16 protein-coding genes are annotated in these 16314 nt (G+C 66.9%); 10 read left to right on the forward strand and 6 right to left on the reverse strand.

All coding sequences use genetic code 11. The features are described from left to right. Window positions 1–338 precede the first annotated feature (338 nt). Window positions 339–1991: an energy-dependent translational throttle protein EttA gene (gene ettA, locus EV666_RS01350; protein WP_132001857.1), complete on the forward strand. Its 1653-nt coding sequence runs from the start codon at window positions 339–341 to the stop codon at window positions 1989–1991. 64 nt (window positions 1992–2055) lie between these two features. On the opposite strand, the gene EV666_RS01355 is transcribed toward ettA, so the two are convergent. Beyond that, on the reverse strand, window positions 2056–2448 hold the full coding sequence (locus EV666_RS01355) for a PaaI family thioesterase (protein WP_132002744.1): 393 nt from the start codon (window positions 2446–2448) through the stop codon (window positions 2056–2058). 203 nt (window positions 2449–2651) lie between these two features. Between EV666_RS01355 and EV666_RS01360 the strand changes: the two genes are divergently transcribed. Together EV666_RS01360 and EV666_RS01365 are read left to right on the forward strand one after the other, a co-directional pair. Then, complete coding sequence (locus EV666_RS01360) at window positions 2652–3344, forward strand: helix-turn-helix transcriptional regulator (RefSeq protein ID WP_132001860.1); 693 nt, start codon at window positions 2652–2654, stop codon at window positions 3342–3344. Between the two features lie 242 nt (window positions 3345–3586). After that, entirely contained in the window at window positions 3587–5152 is a 1566-nt protein-coding gene (locus EV666_RS01365; RefSeq protein ID WP_132001863.1) for a peptide MFS transporter, read from the forward strand. Between the two features lie 124 nt (window positions 5153–5276). Here EV666_RS01365 and EV666_RS01370 read toward each other — a convergent pair whose 3' ends face one another. Further along, window positions 5277–5726, reverse strand: a complete 450-nt coding sequence (locus EV666_RS01370) for a BspC domain-containing protein (protein ID WP_132001866.1) — start codon at window positions 5724–5726, stop codon at window positions 5277–5279. 344 nt (window positions 5727–6070) lie between these two features. Further along, complete coding sequence (locus tag EV666_RS01375; protein ID WP_132001869.1) at window positions 6071–6532, reverse strand: hypothetical protein; 462 nt, start codon at window positions 6530–6532, stop codon at window positions 6071–6073. A gap of 309 nt (window positions 6533–6841) precedes the next feature. Here EV666_RS01375 and EV666_RS01380 point away from each other — a divergent pair, with 309 nt between their 5' ends. The 3 genes from EV666_RS01380 (at window position 6842) to EV666_RS01390 (ending at window position 9745) form a co-directional block, all read left to right on the forward strand. Further along, window positions 6842–8110 carry a lytic murein transglycosylase gene (locus tag EV666_RS01380; RefSeq protein WP_245514137.1) on the forward strand — a complete coding sequence of 423 codons (1269 nt, stop codon included), beginning with the start codon at window positions 6842–6844 and terminating at the stop codon, window positions 8108–8110. Further along, on the forward strand, window positions 8107–8904 hold the full coding sequence (tam, locus tag EV666_RS01385) for a trans-aconitate 2-methyltransferase (RefSeq protein WP_132001872.1): 798 nt from the start codon (window positions 8107–8109) through the stop codon (window positions 8902–8904). The genes EV666_RS01380 and tam overlap by 4 nt, the downstream gene beginning before the upstream one ends. A 139-nt stretch (window positions 8905–9043) precedes the next feature. Then, window positions 9044–9745 carry a DUF1345 domain-containing protein gene (locus EV666_RS01390; RefSeq protein WP_132001875.1) on the forward strand — a complete coding sequence of 234 codons (702 nt, stop codon included), beginning with the start codon at window positions 9044–9046 and terminating at the stop codon, window positions 9743–9745. A gap of 74 nt (window positions 9746–9819) precedes the next feature. Here the strand turns inward: EV666_RS01390 and EV666_RS01395 are convergent, their stop codons facing one another. Further along, complete coding sequence (locus tag EV666_RS01395; protein WP_342635639.1) at window positions 9820–11175, reverse strand: sugar porter family MFS transporter; 1356 nt, start codon at window positions 11173–11175, stop codon at window positions 9820–9822. A gap of 192 nt (window positions 11176–11367) precedes the next feature. Here EV666_RS01395 and EV666_RS01400 point away from each other — a divergent pair, with 192 nt between their 5' ends. The 3 genes from EV666_RS01400 to EV666_RS01410 all read left to right on the forward strand — a co-directional run bounded on the left by EV666_RS01400 (window position 11368) and on the right by EV666_RS01410 (window position 13638). Then, window positions 11368–11814 carry a PaaI family thioesterase gene (locus tag EV666_RS01400; RefSeq protein ID WP_165909862.1) on the forward strand — a complete coding sequence of 149 codons (447 nt, stop codon included), beginning with the start codon at window positions 11368–11370 and terminating at the stop codon, window positions 11812–11814. A gap of 139 nt (window positions 11815–11953) precedes the next feature. Then, window positions 11954–12880: an ABC transporter ATP-binding protein gene (locus EV666_RS01405; RefSeq protein WP_132001884.1), complete on the forward strand. Its 927-nt coding sequence runs from the start codon at window positions 11954–11956 to the stop codon at window positions 12878–12880. After that, window positions 12877–13638 (forward strand): ABC transporter permease, encoded by a 762-nt coding sequence (locus tag EV666_RS01410; protein WP_132001887.1) that lies wholly within the window; start codon window positions 12877–12879, stop codon window positions 13636–13638. The genes EV666_RS01405 and EV666_RS01410 overlap by 4 nt, the downstream gene beginning before the upstream one ends. Window positions 13639–13650: 12 nt before the next feature. On the opposite strand, the gene EV666_RS01415 is transcribed toward EV666_RS01410, so the two are convergent. Then, window positions 13651–14328: a GntR family transcriptional regulator gene (locus EV666_RS01415; protein WP_132001890.1), complete on the reverse strand. Its 678-nt coding sequence runs from the start codon at window positions 14326–14328 to the stop codon at window positions 13651–13653. A gap of 32 nt (window positions 14329–14360) precedes the next feature. On the opposite strand from EV666_RS01415, the gene EV666_RS01420 reads away from it, so the two are divergent. After that, the gene (locus EV666_RS01420; RefSeq protein ID WP_132001894.1) at window positions 14361–14627 is read left to right on the forward strand and encodes a DUF1272 domain-containing protein; all 267 of its coding nucleotides are present in this window, start codon (window positions 14361–14363) and stop codon (window positions 14625–14627) included. Between the two features lie 40 nt (window positions 14628–14667). On the opposite strand, the gene EV666_RS01425 is transcribed toward EV666_RS01420, so the two are convergent. Then, complete coding sequence (locus tag EV666_RS01425) at window positions 14668–15981, reverse strand: acyl-CoA dehydrogenase family protein (protein ID WP_132001897.1); 1314 nt, start codon at window positions 15979–15981, stop codon at window positions 14668–14670. Between the last annotated feature and the right edge of the window lie 333 nt (window positions 15982–16314).

Genomic DNA, 16314 nt, shown 5'->3' on the forward strand with positions numbered 1-16314 from the left:
GCATGGCTGCCGGCAGGATGCAAAGGAAGAATGGCGCGCGGCGCCCATCTGGAGTGATTTCTGGCAGACGGGATCGCCTGGCCGACCGGAACCGGCTCAAAACCGTAAACGGGAGCGGCCTCCGGTCCATATGGCGGGGAAACCGCCGCGGGCGCGTCCTGCCAGCGCGGGCCGGCGCGGAATGCCGCCGCGATCGCGCCAAAACGCCGCCAGAACACCGCCCCCGCCTTGCGATCGGGGGGCGCGACCGTTAGATAGGCGGAAGCTTTCCCGAACCGCGCCGGCCGTGCGCCGGCCCAGTCCCTTCAGCGCCCCTTCTGGGGGGTGGAGCCGAGTTTATGTCACGTCAGTTCATCTATCACATGCGGGGCCTGACCAAGGCTTATTCGAACGGCAAGAAGGTGTTGGACAACATCAACCTGTCGTTCTACCCCGACGCCAAGATCGGCGTGCTGGGCGTCAACGGCGCCGGTAAATCGACCCTGCTCAAGATCATGGCGGGCATCGACAAGGACTGGTCGGGCGACGGCTGGGTGGCGGAGGGCGCCCGCGTTGGCTACCTCTCCCAGGAGCCGTGGCTCGATCCGGCGAAGACCGTGCGTGAAAACGTGCTCGACGGCGTGGCGGAAAAGAAGGCGATCCTTGATCGCTACAACGAACTCGCCATGAACTATTCGGACGAGACCGCCGACGAGATGACCGAGTTGCAGGACCAGATCGAGGCCCTCGGCCTGTGGGATCTGGACAGCCAGGTCGATCAGGCCATGGAAGCGCTCGGCTGTCCGCCCGACGACTGGAACGTGGAGAAGCTCTCCGGCGGCGAGCGTCGCCGCGTCGCCCTGTGCCGCCTTTTGCTGGAACAGCCCGAGCTGCTGCTGCTCGACGAGCCGACCAACCACCTCGACGCCGAGACGGTGAACTGGCTGGAAGGCCATCTGCGCACCTATCCAGGCGCCATCCTGATCGTCACCCACGACCGCTACTTCCTCGACAATGTCACCGGCTGGATTCTCGAGCTGGATCGCGGTCGCGGCATCCCTTACGAGGGCAACTATTCCTCCTGGCTGGAGCAGAAGCAGAAGCGCCTGAAGCAGGAAGGCCGTGAGGAAGAGTCGCGCCAGCGCGCCCTGGATCGTGAGCGCGAGTGGATCAGCGCCTCGCCGAAGGCCCGCCAGACCAAGAGCAAGGCGCGTATCCAGCGCTATGAAGAGCTGCTGGCCAAGCAGGATGAGAAGACGCCCTCGACCGCGCAGATCATCATTCCGGTGGCGGAGCGTCTCGGCAACAAGGTCATCGAATTCGAGGGCATCACCAAGGCGTTCGGCGACAAGCTGCTGATCGACGATCTGTCGTTCAAGCTGCCGCCGGGCGGCATCGTCGGCGTCATCGGCCCCAACGGCGCCGGCAAGTCGACCCTGTTCCGCATGATCGCCGGGATCGAGCAGCCCGACCAGGGCAAGATCACCATCGCCGACGCGGTGCAGCTTGGCTACGTCGACCAGTCGCGCGACGCGCTCGACGACAACAAGACGGTGTGGGAGGAAATCTCCGAGGGCAATGAGGTGATCTACCTCGGCAAGAAGGAGATCAACTCGCGCGCCTATTGCGGCGCCTTCAACTTCAAGGGCGGCGACCAGCAGAAGAAGGTCGGCATGCTCTCCGGCGGTGAGCGCAACCGCGTGCACCTCGCCCGCATCCTGAAGTCCGGCGCCAACGTGCTGCTGCTCGACGAGCCGACCAACGACCTCGACATCGACACACTGCGGGCGCTGGAAGAAGCGCTGGAAGATTACGCCGGCTGCGCCGTGGTCATCAGCCACGATCGCATGTTCCTCGATCGCATCGCCACCCACATGCTGGCCTTCGAGGGCGACAGCCACGTGGAGTGGTTCGAAGGCAACTTCCAGGACTACGAAAACGACAAGAAACGCCGCCTCGGCACCGACTCGGTGATACCGAAGCGCATCCAGTACAAGAAATTCTCGCGTTAAGCCGGGAGCTTTCATGGTGACGGAACGGGGCGCGGTTGCGCCCCGTTTTCATTTGCGGAACCGCTCAGGCCCTGTCTGGCAGGGGTGTCAGGCGGGCGCTGGCAGAGGCCTGGACCAGCAGGCGTCCATCGGCGCCGAACAGCCGGCCCTCCATGAAGGCGACGGTGCGCCCGCATGACAGGACGCGGGCTTCCGCCGCCATGGGGCCTGGCGCCGCCGGCGCCAGGTAATTGACCGCCATGCTGATGGTGGCGCCGAAGCTGGCGCCGCCCGTGTGGATGAGAATGGCTGGTCCCATGGCGTCGTCGAGCATGGCGGCGAGCATGCCGCCCTGAATCGTGCCGGCTGGATTGCGAAAGTCGTCCCGTCCGTCAAAGGCGACGCGGATGCGGCCGGCCGGTCCGTCGGCGCGGAGCAGCCGCCAGCCGAGCAGCAGGGCGCAGGGGGGCGCCGGCATGCGCGACACGATAGCGAGCGCAGCGCGGGTTGGCGCATCATCCGCCGGCTCCATTCCGCGCCATTCTTCTTCATCGCGCCAGTTTTCAACCGCTGACTTCCGGGACGCCGTTTCCATGTCACACTCCCTGCTGGCGCATTGTCGCCGTCAGGGGAGATGCATAAGCTCCGGCTGCTGACAGCGTGGCGTCAGGAGCTTTGCCAATGCGACGGGCCGACCGCCTGCTTGAACTGACCGGATATTTGCAGGAAGGCGGCGTGATCACCGCCGCGACGCTGGCGGCGCGCCTTGAGGTGTCGGTGCGCACCATCTACCGCGACATCGCCGCCCTGCAGGCGCAGGGCTACCCGGTCGATGGCGAAGCCGGCTCCGGTTATCTGTTGCGGGCGCCGGTGCGGCTGGCGCCGCTCGCCTTCAGCCATGACCAGCTTGAGGCCCTGGCGCTCGGCCTGGCCTATGTGGAGCAGGTGGGCGACGCCGCGTTGCGCCTGGCGGCGCGGGACGCCCGCGCCAAGATCGATATGACATGGAGCGGCGATGATCCGCGCCGGCGGCTGGCCGCCCGTCCCATCCGCGCCGTGCAGCGGCCAGAACGGCGGGCGCCGGCCTGGACGGAGAAGCTGCGCCGGGCGGTGAGGGAGCGGCGGATCGTGGAATTCGCCTATATCGCCGCCTCTGGCGCCGTCAGCCGCCGCGCCGTGCGGCCGCTGGCCATGAGCGCGTTCTCCGATGGCTGGCTGCTGGTGGCCTGGTGCGAGATGCGCCGCGCCCACCGGCTGTTCCGGCTCGACCGGATCAGCGCGCTGATCGTGGGCGAGCGGCAGTTCACGGACGAGGCCGACAAGAGCCTGTCGGCCTGGCTGGCCACAGATGGCCGCGTTGGGCCGGCTGCCTGAACAAATCTCCAACGGGTGAACCAGACCGGGCGCGCGGCGCCGGGCGCATGGTTGCTGTCGGTTCGAAGTCGCCGCCGGCCCAGGACGGCGGCCCCCGTCGCCAGTGGCTCCCGTCATTCGTATGGTTGCGACGGTGTATATTTTTTGCCAATATCTATGATTATTAATGAAATACAAAATATAATTGCAATTAATATTTGTTGTTACCAGTTTATTTTTAATGATTATTGATGGGCGGCCATATGACATCTCAAGGCGCAGACACACGTGCGGCGGCGCAGGCAAGCGCGGCTGACACGGCATTCTTTGGTCACCCCGCAGGGCTGTCCACGCTGTTCTTCACGGACATGTGGGAGCGATTTTCCTATTACGGCATCCGGCCGCTGCTGCTGCTGTTCATGACGGCGGCCGTGGGGCGGGGCGGGTTTGGCTTCAGCAACGCGGAATCCGCGGCCATTGTTGGCATTTATGCGGGCGCGGTCTATCTGCTGGCGCTGCCGGGCGGCTGGCTGGCTGACAACTGGCTGGGGGCGCGGCGGGCGGTGCTCGCGGGCTCCGTGCTGATCGCGCTGGGGCATCTGGCGATCGGCCTGTCGGCGGTTCTCGCCAAGCCGGCTTTTTTTGCCGGCCTCATGTTGATCCCGCTCGGAACCGGCCTGATGAAGCCAGCCATTTCCTCAATGGTCGGCGCCCTGTACGCCCATGATGACGTCAGGCGCGACAGTGGCTTTTCCATTTTTTACATGTCGGTCAATATCGGCGGGTTTTTTGGCGCCCTCACCACCGGGTTTCTCGGTGAACGCATCGGCTGGCACTGGGGCTTCGCGGCGGCCGGAGCGGCCATGCTGATCGGCCTTGCCGTCTATGCGGCGCGCGCGCCGAAAACCCTGATGGAGATCGGCGGCAAGCCGCCGGTTACCCGCGCCATGGCCCGCCGGATCCGGCTTGGGCTTCTGGCCTTCGTCACGCTGCTCGTGGCGCTCTATGTGGGCGCGGTGACTGGCCTGGTCGTTCTGCGACCAGAGGACATCGCCACCCGCATGGGTGAGGCGCTGGGGCTGATCACGGTGGGGTATCTCGGTTATCTTTTCTTCTTCGCCGGGTTCGGATCGGCTGACAGGCGGCGCGTGCTGATGATTGTTGTCCTGTTCGTCGTGGCTTCGGTGTTCTGGGCCGCGCTGGAGCAGTCGCCCACCTCCATGAACCTGTTCGCGCGGGATTTCACCGACAGGAACATCGGCGGGATGGAAGTTCCCGCCACGTGGCTCCAGTCGCTCAATCCGGTGTACATCATCCTGCTGACGCCGGTGCTTGGATATATCTGGACGTCCGTGCGCCGCCGCGGGATCGAGCTTGAAAAACCGGTGCAGTTCATGCTGGGGCTGGGCTTCGCCTGCGCGGGATTCGTGGTGCTGGCTCTGGGCGCAAGGGCGGCGCAATCCGGCCATCTGGTGTCGCCGTTCTGGTTGCTTGGCTCCGTTTTCCTTCAGGTTATCGGCGAGCTCTGCCTCAGCCCCGTTGGCCTCAACGCCTTCACCCAGCTGGCCCCGGAGGGTTGGAGCAACCGCATGCTGGGCGTCTGGTTCATGGCCTCGTCGATCGGCAACCTGCTGGCCGGGCTCGCTGGCGGGCATATAGCGGCGGGCGACGCCAGGGGCGCGGAAGTCCTGTTCCAGTTCAGCGCCGGCGTCCTGCTGGCCGCGGCGGTGGCGCTGGCGCTGCTGATCCGGCCATTGCGCAGGATGCTCCAGTCGTCGCCGGATGTGGCGGCGGCCGGGCCGGCGAGCGCCGCGTCAGGCGAGCGGTGACGCCAGGGCGCGAGGCTGCTGACGCCTCCGCGTCCAGAAAACCCGGGGCGCCGCCCCTGGCGCGCCCCTGCGCGATGTGTCATCGCCCAGGGGCGTCAATCCCGGCTGTCGCAAGCCGGGCCTGTCACGGGCGGGCGACCAGTTCGATGGCCGCCAGCCTGTCGGCCCTTTCACCGCAGCGCAGGGTTATTTTGACCCAGTCGCCGCTATTCCTCCGGCGCCCTTCGCCGGAAATCGCGAGCGTGCTGGTGACGGCGCGGGGGTCCGTGGCGCTGAACGCGCCCTGATGCGGCGCCGCGACGGCCGCGACAATGTCGTCGCGGGTAAAGCCGAGGCGATCGTACAGGCGGCCTTTCGCGGCGTAGTCATGGGCGGTGGCGATGCACCGCGCCACGGCTGCCGGCGCCTTCTGGTCTTCCACCAGCGTCCTGTAATTGCCGGCGAAGCTGTATGAGCGGGCGGGCAGCGGGTCGGCGTGGGCCAGGTTGGCGCCTGTCAGGCAGCAGGCAAGGAAGAGCGCTGGAAGGCATGTGGTCGCCTTGAGGTATATGGTCTCCGGAAGGCGCAGGTTCATTGGTCCAACCTTTCATGGGACGTCCGCCAGGGCGGCGGCATCAAGGGCATGGCGGTATTGTTGGCTCCAGGCGCACGCGCGCCGCGCGAGGCGCGCCGCCGCCATCCGCTGTTTCCCGCGCAGGGGCGCACCGTGGCCAGCGCGCTGCCTGTCCCGGGGCCGGAACTGGCCTGCCGGGCGGGACGCGCCCTGAGCGGAACACGGGGGCTGACGCGCCCGCCCTGGCGGCGCAGGCGCCCGCGCGCAGGGCGTGCGCGCGATCAAGCGTATGTAGATGAAAAGATTACGACAGAATCTGCCGCTGAATCCAGAAAATTATGCTTTATAAAACTTGCTATAAACAATCATTGTGCGTCTGGTTTGTAGGCCTGCCAGTATTCCTTGACAAAGCCACGTTTGTCGACGGAGCGCACGGCGCCTGAAACGATCGGCTCCGGGCCTTCGCAACGCCAGGCGAAAATGGTGTCCCGGCCGGTGGCCCAGCTGGGCACCTCCACGGCGCTGGGGTTGTCATGGCAGTATTTGCGGGCTTCAGGCGAGGGCACCACCTGGGTGTCGGCGCGGCCGCAAAAACGCCTGCCGCCCGCAATGCACACCATGACGGCGCCGTCCATGCAGCGCCAGACCGCGCGCGCCGGCTCGTTCGCGGGCAACGTCACCCCGAGCTTCTTCGCCGTCTGCTCCAGCATGTCTGGCGGAACGGCGTTGATCATGTTGTTGTCGCCGACGGAGCGGCAATAGGCGAGCGCGTCCTCAACCGGTCCGGCGGCGGCCGGGCCAGTCCAAAGTGCGCCGGCTCCGCTCACCGCGAAGAGCCCCGCAAGGCCGGCCAGCGCCTGTCTGGAAATGCCGGATACGCCGGCCCGGCGGGGGTTTCCCCCTCGCGCGGCGTCGGCAATCCCGCCAGCGCCAACAGGCGCTGGCGGCGTCTGCCGCCCGGCGGGACGCACATATCCCCCGGCCTCCCGTCGCCGAATTCCCAAACAGGGCGCCAGTCGCCATTCTGTTGAAAAGAAATGCTTCATCTGTCCGCGATCATATGCCGTCACCGGTAATATAGTCACTCCCTGGCGCCCAGTGCAGCGCTGGCGGACAGGGTTTTACGGAAAGGGTGAATGATGGCGCGCGGCGCGGGGTGGAGGCGTGGGGCAGGGGTGGCCATGCTGCTGGCGGCGGCGCTCGTCGGGGAAACCCGGGCCAGGGCCGCGGGCGGGGACGCTGGCGGCGATTTTGCCAGCTTTCTCGTCGCCATGCGGCCAAAGGCGCTGGCGCTCGGCGTTTCGGCGGCGACCTGGGAGCGGGAGATCGCGGGGCTGACGCCGGACCTGTCCCTGCCCAATCTCGATCGGGGTCCCCGCAAGCCCTCGCACGCGGGCCAGCGCGAGTTCAGCGCCACGCCGGCGCAGTATCTTTCGGACCGGGCCATGGCGGCGACGGCGGCGAAAGGCGCGAGCCTGGCGGCGCGTTACCGGCCGCAACTCGCAGCTATTGAACAGCGTTTCGGCGTGCCGGGCGAGGTGGCGCTGGCCATTTTCGGCCGCGAAACCGGCTATGGCGCCAACACCGGAAAATACGACGGGCTGCGCACCCTCGCGACCCAGGCCTGGACGGGTCGCCGGCGCGAAACGTTCGCCCAGGAATTCCTGTATGCGCTGAAGATGCTGGATGACGGCGTGGTCAGTCGCCCGGCGATGAAAAGCTCATGGGCCGGGGCCATGGGGCTGACCCAGATGTTGCCGTCGCAATATTACCGCTATGGCGTCGATCTGGATGGTAACGGCCGGGCCGATATCTGGACCTCGGTTCCCGACGCCCTGGCTTCCATCGCCAACCATCTGCGCGGCGAGGGCTGGCGGCCTGGAGAACGCTGGGCTTACGAGGTGGCGCCGCCGGCGCGGGCCGACTGCACCATGGCCGATCCGGATGCGCCGCGCCCGTGGACGCAATGGTCCGCCGCTGGCTACCGGCCGGAGAACGGCCCGGCGCCGGGGCGTGGGGCGCAACTGGCGCTGCTGCTGCCAGCTGGCGTGCATGGGCCCGGTTTTCTGGTTGGGGCGAATTATTTCGTGCTCAAGGCATACAATTTTTCTGATCTTTACGTGTTGTATGTGGGCCATCTGGCTGACCGCATCGCTGGCGGCGGGCCGTTCGCCACGCCCTGGGGCAAGGTTGCGCAGCCCTCCGCCGGGCAACTGGCCGCCATGCAGCGCGACCTGACCCGCCTTGGCCTGTATCGTGAGAAGATTGACGGCTTCGCCGGCATGAAGACCCGCCTTGCCGTCGGCGCCTTCCAGAAGGCCAGCGGCCTGCGCACGGACTGCTGGCCGACGCCGGAGACGCTGAAGGCCATTTCCGCCGCCGCAAAACAGGGAGCGACGCCGTGACCGCATGGAACCCCGCGCAATATCTGAAGTTCGAGGACGAGCGCACCCGGGCGGCGCGCGACCTGCTGGCGCGGGTTCCCGGGCACGGCTACGGTCCGGGCGGGGACGCGGCGCCGGCGCGTGTCTTCGACCTCGGTTGCGGGCCGGGAAATTCCACAGAATTGCTGGCCGACCGCTTCCCGGAAGCGCGGCTGGAAGGGCTGGATTCCTCGCCCGACATGCTGGAGGAGGCGCGCCGGCGCCTGCCGCAGGTCAACTTCGCCGGGGCTGATCTCGCCTCCTGGACGCCGCCGCAGGACGCCGACCTGCTGTTCGCCAACGCCGTGTTCCAGTGGGTGCCGGGGCATCTGGCCGCCATGGCGCGGATTCTCGCCGCCCTTTCCAGCGGCGCGGTGCTGGCGGTGCAGATGCCCGACAATCTGGAGCAGCCCTCGCACCGGCTGATGCGTGAAATCGCCCAGGAGGCGCCGTTCGCGAGCAAGCTCGCCGGGGCGATCATTCTGCGCCGGCCGCTGGAGCCGGTGGGCGTCTGTTACGACGCGCTCAGCGGCCTGTGCAGTGATCTCGATATCTGGGGCGTCACCTACCATCATCGCATGGCCAGCCCGGCCAGCATCACGCAATGGGTGATGGGCACGGGACTGCGCCCGTTCCTTGAGCCGCTGGACGCGGACGAGCGCGCCTGGTTCCTGGATACTTACACCCAGGCGGTGAGCGAGGCGTATCCGCCCCAGCGCGACGGAACCACGCTGTTGCCGTTTCCGCGCCGGTTTATCATTGCGCGGCGGGCCTGAGGCCAAAGCGCGCTGGTCAGGACATGGCGGCCAAAGCGCGATGGCCAAAGCGCGCTGGCTTGCCCCGGGCGATGTCTGGGCCCTCCACGCGCCACGTGGGGCAGCGCGCCTTCGCGCCCTGGTATGAGCGGAGCAACCCATGACGGACGGCGGCCATCGGCATCAACATGGTCTGGCGCGGCGCGTGATCCGCATCATCCGGGGGCGGGCGCGCACGTTCGCGGCGTTCCTGGTGATGGCCGCCACGTGGCTGGCGACCGGCTGGCTGCCCTGGGGCGAACCCCTGTCCGGCCCGGCGCGGCTGCTGGTGGCCTGGAACATCGGCGCGGTGCTCTGGCTGCTGCTGACGGCGGCGGTGATGCTGCGCTCCGACGCAGCCCGCATGCGCCGGCGCGCGGCCGAGCAGGACGAGGGCGCGGCCATTATCCTGCTGGTTTCGTGCATCGCCGCGAGCGCCTGCCTGGTGGCCATCGCTTCGGTGCTTGGCGCCGCGCCCCGGTTGCCGGCCGGCGTCCGCTCCTGGCATATCGGCCTCGGCGTCCTGACCATTTTCAGCGCCTGGATGTTCATGCACGTGGCGTTCACGCTGCATTACGCCCACGCCTGGTATGAAACGGGCGGCGGGCTGCTGTTTCCCGATCACGAGAAGGAGCCGGACTATTTCGACTTCGCCTATTTCGCCCTGACGATCGGCGTTGCATGCCAGACGTCCGACATCTGCGTGGCCGGGCGGCGGATGCGGCGGCTGGTCACCGGGCATTCGGTGCTGGCGTTCTTCTTCAACACCGCCGTGCTGGCGCTCGGGGTGAATGTGGCCGCCAGCATGGTGGGCAGCGGCTAGGGCAGGGCGCCGCTGTTTGCCAGGGCGCGGCGCCTTCCTTCCGGAAAACGCGCCGCGCCGTCTGGGGTCGGGCGTCAGGCAACCCGCGTCATGTCGCGAAGGCGCTCCCCCGATGACAGACGCGCCTCGATATCCTCCAGGGATGCGCCGGTGGTTTCCGGCACCAGGGCCCAGGTGAAGATCACGCCGACAAGGCAGGCGATGGCGAAACCGGCGAACACGCCAGTCAGGCCCACCATGCCGAGCAGGGCCGGAAAAGCGAACACCACCAGCGCGTTGAACGCCCAGTTGGCGATGGAGGCCAGCCCCATGCCGAGCGGGCGCACGTCAATCGGGAAAATTTCCGACATCATCAGCCACGGCAGCGGGCCGATGGAGATGGCGAAGGCGGCGATATAGGCCAGCAGGCTGGCGAAGGCCACGGCGTTGAGCCACGGGAGGTTGCTTGCCGCGGCGCCGGCGATCACGGCGAGGCTGAGGGCGGCGCCGGCAAAGCCGATGTAGAGCATGCGCCGCCGGCCGATCCGGTCGATCAGGGCCATGGAGACAAGCGTCATCGCCACATTGACCACGCCAATGCCGATGGTGGCCAGCAGCTGGGCGCCGTGACTGCCGAAACCGGCCTCGTGGAACACCAGGGGCGCATAATAAATCACCGCGTTGATGCCGCTCAGCTGCTGCAGGATGAACAGGCCGACAGCGACGGTGGTGGCGGGCAGGACGCGCCGGGAAAACAGCGCCGACCAGCGGACGGTTGCGGGCGTCGCGGCGATCGAGCGCCGGATACCCTCCAGCTCCGCCTCCGCCTGGGCGCCAAGGCCGTTGCGGATCAGGGCGCCATGGGCCTCCGTCTCGCGTCCACGCAGCATCAGCCAGCGGGGCGTGTCGTGCATGGTCGCCATGGCGATGGCGAGAATGACGCCGGGAACCATGCCGATGGCGAACATGGTGCGCCAGCTGCCCTCAAACCCATAGCCGGCGATGTAGGCCCCAAGGATGCCGAGGGTGATCGCCAGTTGGTAGAACGACACCAGCATGCCGCGATGGCGGGCTGGCGCATTCTCCGAAATGTAGAGCGGCGCGGCCACCGCCGCCAGACCGATGGCGAGGCCAATGGCCAGGCGCGCGGCCGTGAGCGAGGCGGCGTCCCAGGCCAGCGATGACACCACCGCGCCGATGGAAAACAGGGTTCCCGCAAGGATCAGCGCGCCGCGTCGCCCGCAGCGGTCGGCGAGCCACCCGCCGGCCAGCGAGCCGAACAGGGCGCCAAATGGCACGGCCGCGGTCATGCAGCCCTCCAGCCACGGGGAGAACGTGAACGCCTGGCGCAGGCTGCTGAGGGCGCCGGCAATAACGCCTTCGTCATATCCAAACAAAAATCCGGATAAGCCCGCAATAATCGCGACAATATATGGCATCTTGCGCCTCATATATAATAATTGTCACAGACAATTCATGAATAATATTATGAAAATATATGTAAATTCATACGCGCGGCGCGCGGGCCCGGTCAAGCGCTCAAGGCGGGCAGCCGGGCATGGCGGCTGGCGGGAAAGTACCGGGCATTGACCGCGCGGGAGCTGCGGGGCATGGGGAAGGAAACAGCAGACAAGGAAACGCCCGTGACCGAGCAGGAAATTCTCCAGACATTTCGCAAGAACGTGAATCCGTGCCTGCGCACCCTTGGCGGCGGCATCGCCGGTTACAACGTGGAAACTGAAACAACCACCATGGCCTGGACCGCTACCCAGGATCATTGCCATTCGGTGGTTGGCCACCCGCGCGGCGGCATTGTTCAGGGCGGCATTGTCACCGGCTGGATCGACGCCGCCATGGCGCACGCCTGCATCGCCAAATCCCGCTTCACCGTCATGGTGCCCAGCCTGGAGATCAAGGTGAGCTTCCTGCTCGCCGCCCATCCCGGCAAATACCGCTCCACCGGCTGGATCACCCGCTGGGGCAGGTCGATCGCCTTTCTGGAAGGTGAATTGCGTGACATGGAGGGCGAACTGATCGCCCGCGCCAGCTCCACCGCCGCGCTGCGCCCGCTGAAGCGCCCGGAGGCGTGATGTTCGCCGCCTTGCCTCTTGCACGTCATCGGCGGGTCTGCCCTGGCCATGACAATTGGGGGGGCGGGCGGGCTCCTGGCATGGCAGGCGTGCAAAATATTTCCTGTCACAGATCGGCGGGCGGCGTATACAGGCGGCCATGTCGACGATTCTGTCCATTTCCGATCTTTCGAAGACCTATGACGGCGGGTTCACCGCCCTGCATCCGCTCAATCTCGATATCGCGCGGGGCGAGATCTTCGCCCTGCTCGGGCCCAACGGCGCCGGCAAGACGACGCTGATCTCGATCATCTGCGGGCTGGTCAACGCCTCCACCGGGCGGGTGAGCGTCGACGGTCATGACAGCATCACCGGGTTCCGCAAGGCGCGCGCGCAGATCGGCCTGGTGCCGCAGGAACTGGCCACCGAGTCGTTCGAGACCGTGTGGGCCACGGTCAGCTTCAGCCGGGGCCTGTTCGGCAAGCCGCCCAATCCGGCGTTGATCGAAAAAATCCTGCGCGACCTGTCCCTGTGGGACAAGAAGGACAACAGGATCCTGACGCTGAGCGGCGGCATGAAGCGGCGCGTGATGATCGCCAAGGCGCTGTCGCACGAGCCGCGCATCCTGTTCCTTGACGAGCCGACCGCCGGCGTCGACGTTGACCTGCGCCGCGACATGTGGCGGCTGGTGCGACGGCTGAAGGACGCCGGCGTCACCATCATTCTCACCACCCATTACATCGAGGAAGCGGAAGAGATGGCCGACCGCATCGGCGTCATCAATCGCGGCCGGCTGATGCTGGTGGAGGAAAAGGACGCCCTGATGCGCAACCTCGGGCGCAAGCAGGTGACCGTTACCCTGGCCTCGCAGCTGGGGGCGCTGCCGGCGCGGCTGGCGGAGCGCGGCGTGCGGCTGGGCGACGATGGCCGGGCGCTCACCTGGATCTATGAGCCGGCGCGGGTGCGGGCCGGCATGCCCGGCCTGCTGGCCGATATCGCCGCCGAGGGGCTGACCGTGGCCGACATCGACACGCGGCGCAGTTCCCTTGAGGATATTTTTGTCGACCTGGTGAAGGGCGCCCAATGAACCTGCGCGCAATCGCGGCGATCTATCGCTATGAAATGGACCGGACGCGCCGCACCATCCTGCAAAGCGTGGTGGCGCCGGTGATTTCCACCGCGCTGTATTTCGTGGTGTTCGGCGCCGCCATCGGCGGCCACATGGGCGCGGTGGGCGGCGTGCCGTATGGCGCCTTCATCGTGCCGGGCCTGATGATGATGTCGCTGCTGACCCAGAGCATCTCCAACGCCTCGTTCGGCATCTATTTTCCGCGCTTCGTCGGCACCTTCTATGAGCAGCTCTCGGCCCCGATTTCGGTGGTGGAGATCGTCACCGCCTATGTGGGCGCGGCGGCGACAAAATCGGTGATGCTCGGCCTGATCATCCTGGCCACGGCCGCGCTGTTCACGCCGCTGAGCGTGCAGCACCCGTTCTGGATGCTGGGTTTCCTTGTGCTTACCGCCGTCACCTTCAGCCTGTTCGGCTTCGCCATCGGCATCTGGGCCGACAATTTCGAGAAGCTGCAACTGATGCCGATGCTGGTGGTGACGCCGCTGGCGTTCCTTGGCGGCAGTTTCTATTCCATCGACATGCTGCCGCCATTCTGGCGCTCGGTGTCGCTGTTCAATCCGGTGGTCTATCTGATCAGCGGCTTCCGCTGGAGTTTCTTTGGAACCTCGGACGTCAATATCGTCGTCAGCCTCGCCATGACGCTCGGCTTCATGGTCGCCTGTCTGGCGATCATCGGCTGGATGTTCCGCACCGGCTACCGCCTGAAGGCCTGAGCAGACCGGGGGTCAGGCTTCAGGCCGGCTCTCGTGCATCACGTCGATCATGCGGCGGAAGTGCTGCTGGGTGACAGCGCGGGCCTTGTGTTCGTCGCCGGCGAGAACGGCGCGGGCGATCACGGCGTAATCCTGGTGCCGCAGTTCATCGTAACGCGCCACCTGGACGCGGAACTGGATGCGCAGCAGGTGCGACTGCACGCGCGGCATGACCCGGGCCAGTTCGGCGTTGCCGGCAAGATCAACCAGCGCGCCATAGAAACGGTCGCGCGCCAGGGCGTAATCCGGCGTGAGCGCGGCGTGGTCGAAGGCGGCGAGCTGCTTCGCCGCCGCCTCCAGACGCGCGGCGCCGGCGGCGTCGCTGGCGGCGCGGCGCGCGGCTGCTGCTGCGGCGAGGCCGACCAGCGCCTCCAGCAATTCCAGCAGGTCAATGGCCTCCCGCCACCCCAGCTTGCGGATGGCGGCGCCGCGTCCCGGCGACAGGGTGACGATGCCCTCGGCGGCGAGGCGGCTGAGGGTTTCGCGCACAGGGCCGCGACTGACGCCATATTCCGCCGTCAGGTCAGCCTCCACCAGCCGCTGCCCCGGCGCGTAGCGGCCTTCATAGAGGCCGCGCACGATGGCGCTGAACAGGCTGTCACGGGAACTGGCGGCGGCAGGCGCGGCGATAGGTGACGGTGGGTTTGCCATGTAGGATATCAGCGTGCTGATGGAGGAGCCCGATGCTGGAGCTGCGCCCCAATTGCGAATGCTGCGACCGCGACCTGCCGCCGTCCAGCCCCGATGCGCGCATTTGTTCGTTCGAATGCACGTTTTGCGCCAGTTGCGCGGAGCAGACGCTGGGCGGCTTCTGCCCCAATTGCGGCGGCGCCCTCGTCGCCCGTCCCATCCGTCCGGCGCGCCTGCTGGCGCGGGCGCCGGCGTCGACACGGCGCGTTCTCAAGCCGGCGGGCTGCGCCCCCGCCGGACTATCGGGCGCGGCGCCCTGACCGGCCGCCCGGCGCACACGGCGCCGGGCGCTGTCGCGGTTTACTCGGTCCAGTCGGCCGGGCGCGGCCACAGGCCGGCGTCAGCGAACTCCTGGGCCTCCTGGCGGGTGAAGCCAAGGCCGCGACCGCCGGTGAAGTCCGGGTCGGTGTTGCGGTGGCGCTTCAGCTCCAGGCGGGCGATCTGGTTGCGATGCACCTCATCCGGGCCGTCGGCCAGGCGCAGGGCGCGGGCCAGCGAGTAGCAGACGGTGAGGAAGTGGTCGTTGTTGGTGCCGCCGCCGCCAAACACCTGGATGGCCCAGTCGACGATCTTGCAGGCCATGTTCGGAGCCGCCACCTTGATCATGGCGATTTCCTGCTTGGCTTCCTTGTTGCCGACCGTGTCCATCATGTACGCGGCCTTCATGGTGAGCAGGCGGCACTGCTCGATCATGATGCGCGCCTCGGCGATGCGCTCCAGGGTGACGGTCTGCTCGGAAACCGGCTTGCCGAAGGCGACGCGGGCGTCGGCGCGCCGGCACATGCGCTCCAGGATGCGCTCGCTCATGCCGATCAGGCGCATGCAGTGGTGAATGCGGCCCGGGCCAAGGCGTCCCTGGGCGATCTCGAAGCCGCGGCCCTCGCCAAGCAGCATGTTCGAAACCGGCACGCGGACATTGTCGAACCACACCTCGGAGGCGCGGTCGGGCACGCCATAGAAGCCAAACACCGGCAGCGGACGGATGACCTTCACGCCGGGGGTGTTCTTCGGCACGAGGATCTGTGACTGGATCGCGTGCGGGCTGGCGCCTGGCTCGAAGTTGCTGCGCCCCATGACGATGAGGATCTTGCAGCGCGGGTCGGTGCCGCCGGTGGTGTACCACTTGCGGCCGTTCAGCACGTATTCATCGCCGTCGCGGCGGATTTCGAGCTGCACGTTGGTGGCGTCGGAGGAGGCGACGTCGGCTTCGGTCATGCAGAAGGCGGAGCGGATCTCGCCCGCCAGCAACGGCTCCAGCCACTGCTTCTGCTGCTCCGGCGTGCCATAACGAACCAGCACTTCCATGTTGCCGGTGTCCGGGGCGGCGCAGTTGAACACCTCGGGAGCCATCACCGAGCGGCCCATGATCTCGCACAAGGTGGCGTACTGCTGGTTGTTGAGGCCGGCGCCGCGCGGATCGTCGGGCAGGAACAGGTTCCACAACCCTTCCGCCTTCGCGATCTTCTTCAGCTCCTCCACGACCGGGATCACCCGCCACGGGCCAAGCTTCTCGCCTTCCGTGTAGTAGCGCTGTTCGTTGGGATAAATGTGTTTCGCCATGAAGTCCTTCAGGCGGGCCTGAAGTTCAGCGAGCTGGGTTTCGGTCACGGCCACGGTGCTCTCCTCCTGTTTGCGGGGTTTTGTAGCGCACGATTGTCCTACAATTAAGTCGGGCAATTTGTCGCTCCACCGCTAGCCGGCGCGGCAGGCGCAAGGACGATCACGAAAATGTCATTCAAAGAGTGTGGCTCCGCAGCAATGGCGGGCGGGATCATGCGCGGACGCCCCGGCGGCCGGGGCGGGCAGCCGGCGCGTGGCGTCAATGGTTGATGAAAAGTAAATCGGCGCCGGGGGGAGCGGAAGCCGGCCTGGAAGGAGCGTCGTCAGGGTCGGCGACCCCCGATTCTCATGTGAGGGGGCGTGGAGCATATATGGCGACAATGCAGC

The organism is Camelimonas lactis (assembly GCF_004342915.1).
Lineage (GTDB): Bacteria > Pseudomonadota > Alphaproteobacteria > Rhizobiales > Beijerinckiaceae > Camelimonas > Camelimonas lactis.

Excerpts from the sequence above, each read along its gene's own strand:
- ettA (WP_132001857.1), top strand. The coding sequence starts at position 339 with ATGTCACGTCAGTTCATCTATCACATGCGGGGCCTGACCAAGGCTTAT.
- EV666_RS01355 (WP_132002744.1), bottom strand. The coding sequence starts at position 2,448 with ATGCCGGCGCCCCCCTGCGCCCTGCTGCTCGGCTGGCGGCTGCTCCGC.
- EV666_RS01360 (WP_132001860.1), top strand. The coding sequence starts at position 2,652 with ATGCGACGGGCCGACCGCCTGCTTGAACTGACCGGATATTTGCAGGAA.
- EV666_RS01365 (WP_132001863.1), top strand. The coding sequence starts at position 3,587 with ATGACATCTCAAGGCGCAGACACACGTGCGGCGGCGCAGGCAAGCGCG.
- EV666_RS01370 (WP_132001866.1), bottom strand. The coding sequence starts at position 5,726 with ATGAACCTGCGCCTTCCGGAGACCATATACCTCAAGGCGACCACATGC.
- EV666_RS01380 (WP_245514137.1), top strand. The coding sequence starts at position 6,842 with ATGATGGCGCGCGGCGCGGGGTGGAGGCGTGGGGCAGGGGTGGCCATG.
- EV666_RS01390 (WP_132001875.1), top strand. The coding sequence starts at position 9,044 with ATGACGGACGGCGGCCATCGGCATCAACATGGTCTGGCGCGGCGCGTG.
- EV666_RS01395 (WP_342635639.1), bottom strand. The coding sequence starts at position 11,175 with ATGAGGCGCAAGATGCCATATATTGTCGCGATTATTGCGGGCTTATCC.
- EV666_RS01405 (WP_132001884.1), top strand. The coding sequence starts at position 11,954 with ATGTCGACGATTCTGTCCATTTCCGATCTTTCGAAGACCTATGACGGC.
- EV666_RS01410 (WP_132001887.1), top strand. The coding sequence starts at position 12,877 with ATGAACCTGCGCGCAATCGCGGCGATCTATCGCTATGAAATGGACCGG.
- EV666_RS01415 (WP_132001890.1), bottom strand. The coding sequence starts at position 14,328 with ATGGCAAACCCACCGTCACCTATCGCCGCGCCTGCCGCCGCCAGTTCC.
- EV666_RS01420 (WP_132001894.1), top strand. The coding sequence starts at position 14,361 with ATGCTGGAGCTGCGCCCCAATTGCGAATGCTGCGACCGCGACCTGCCG.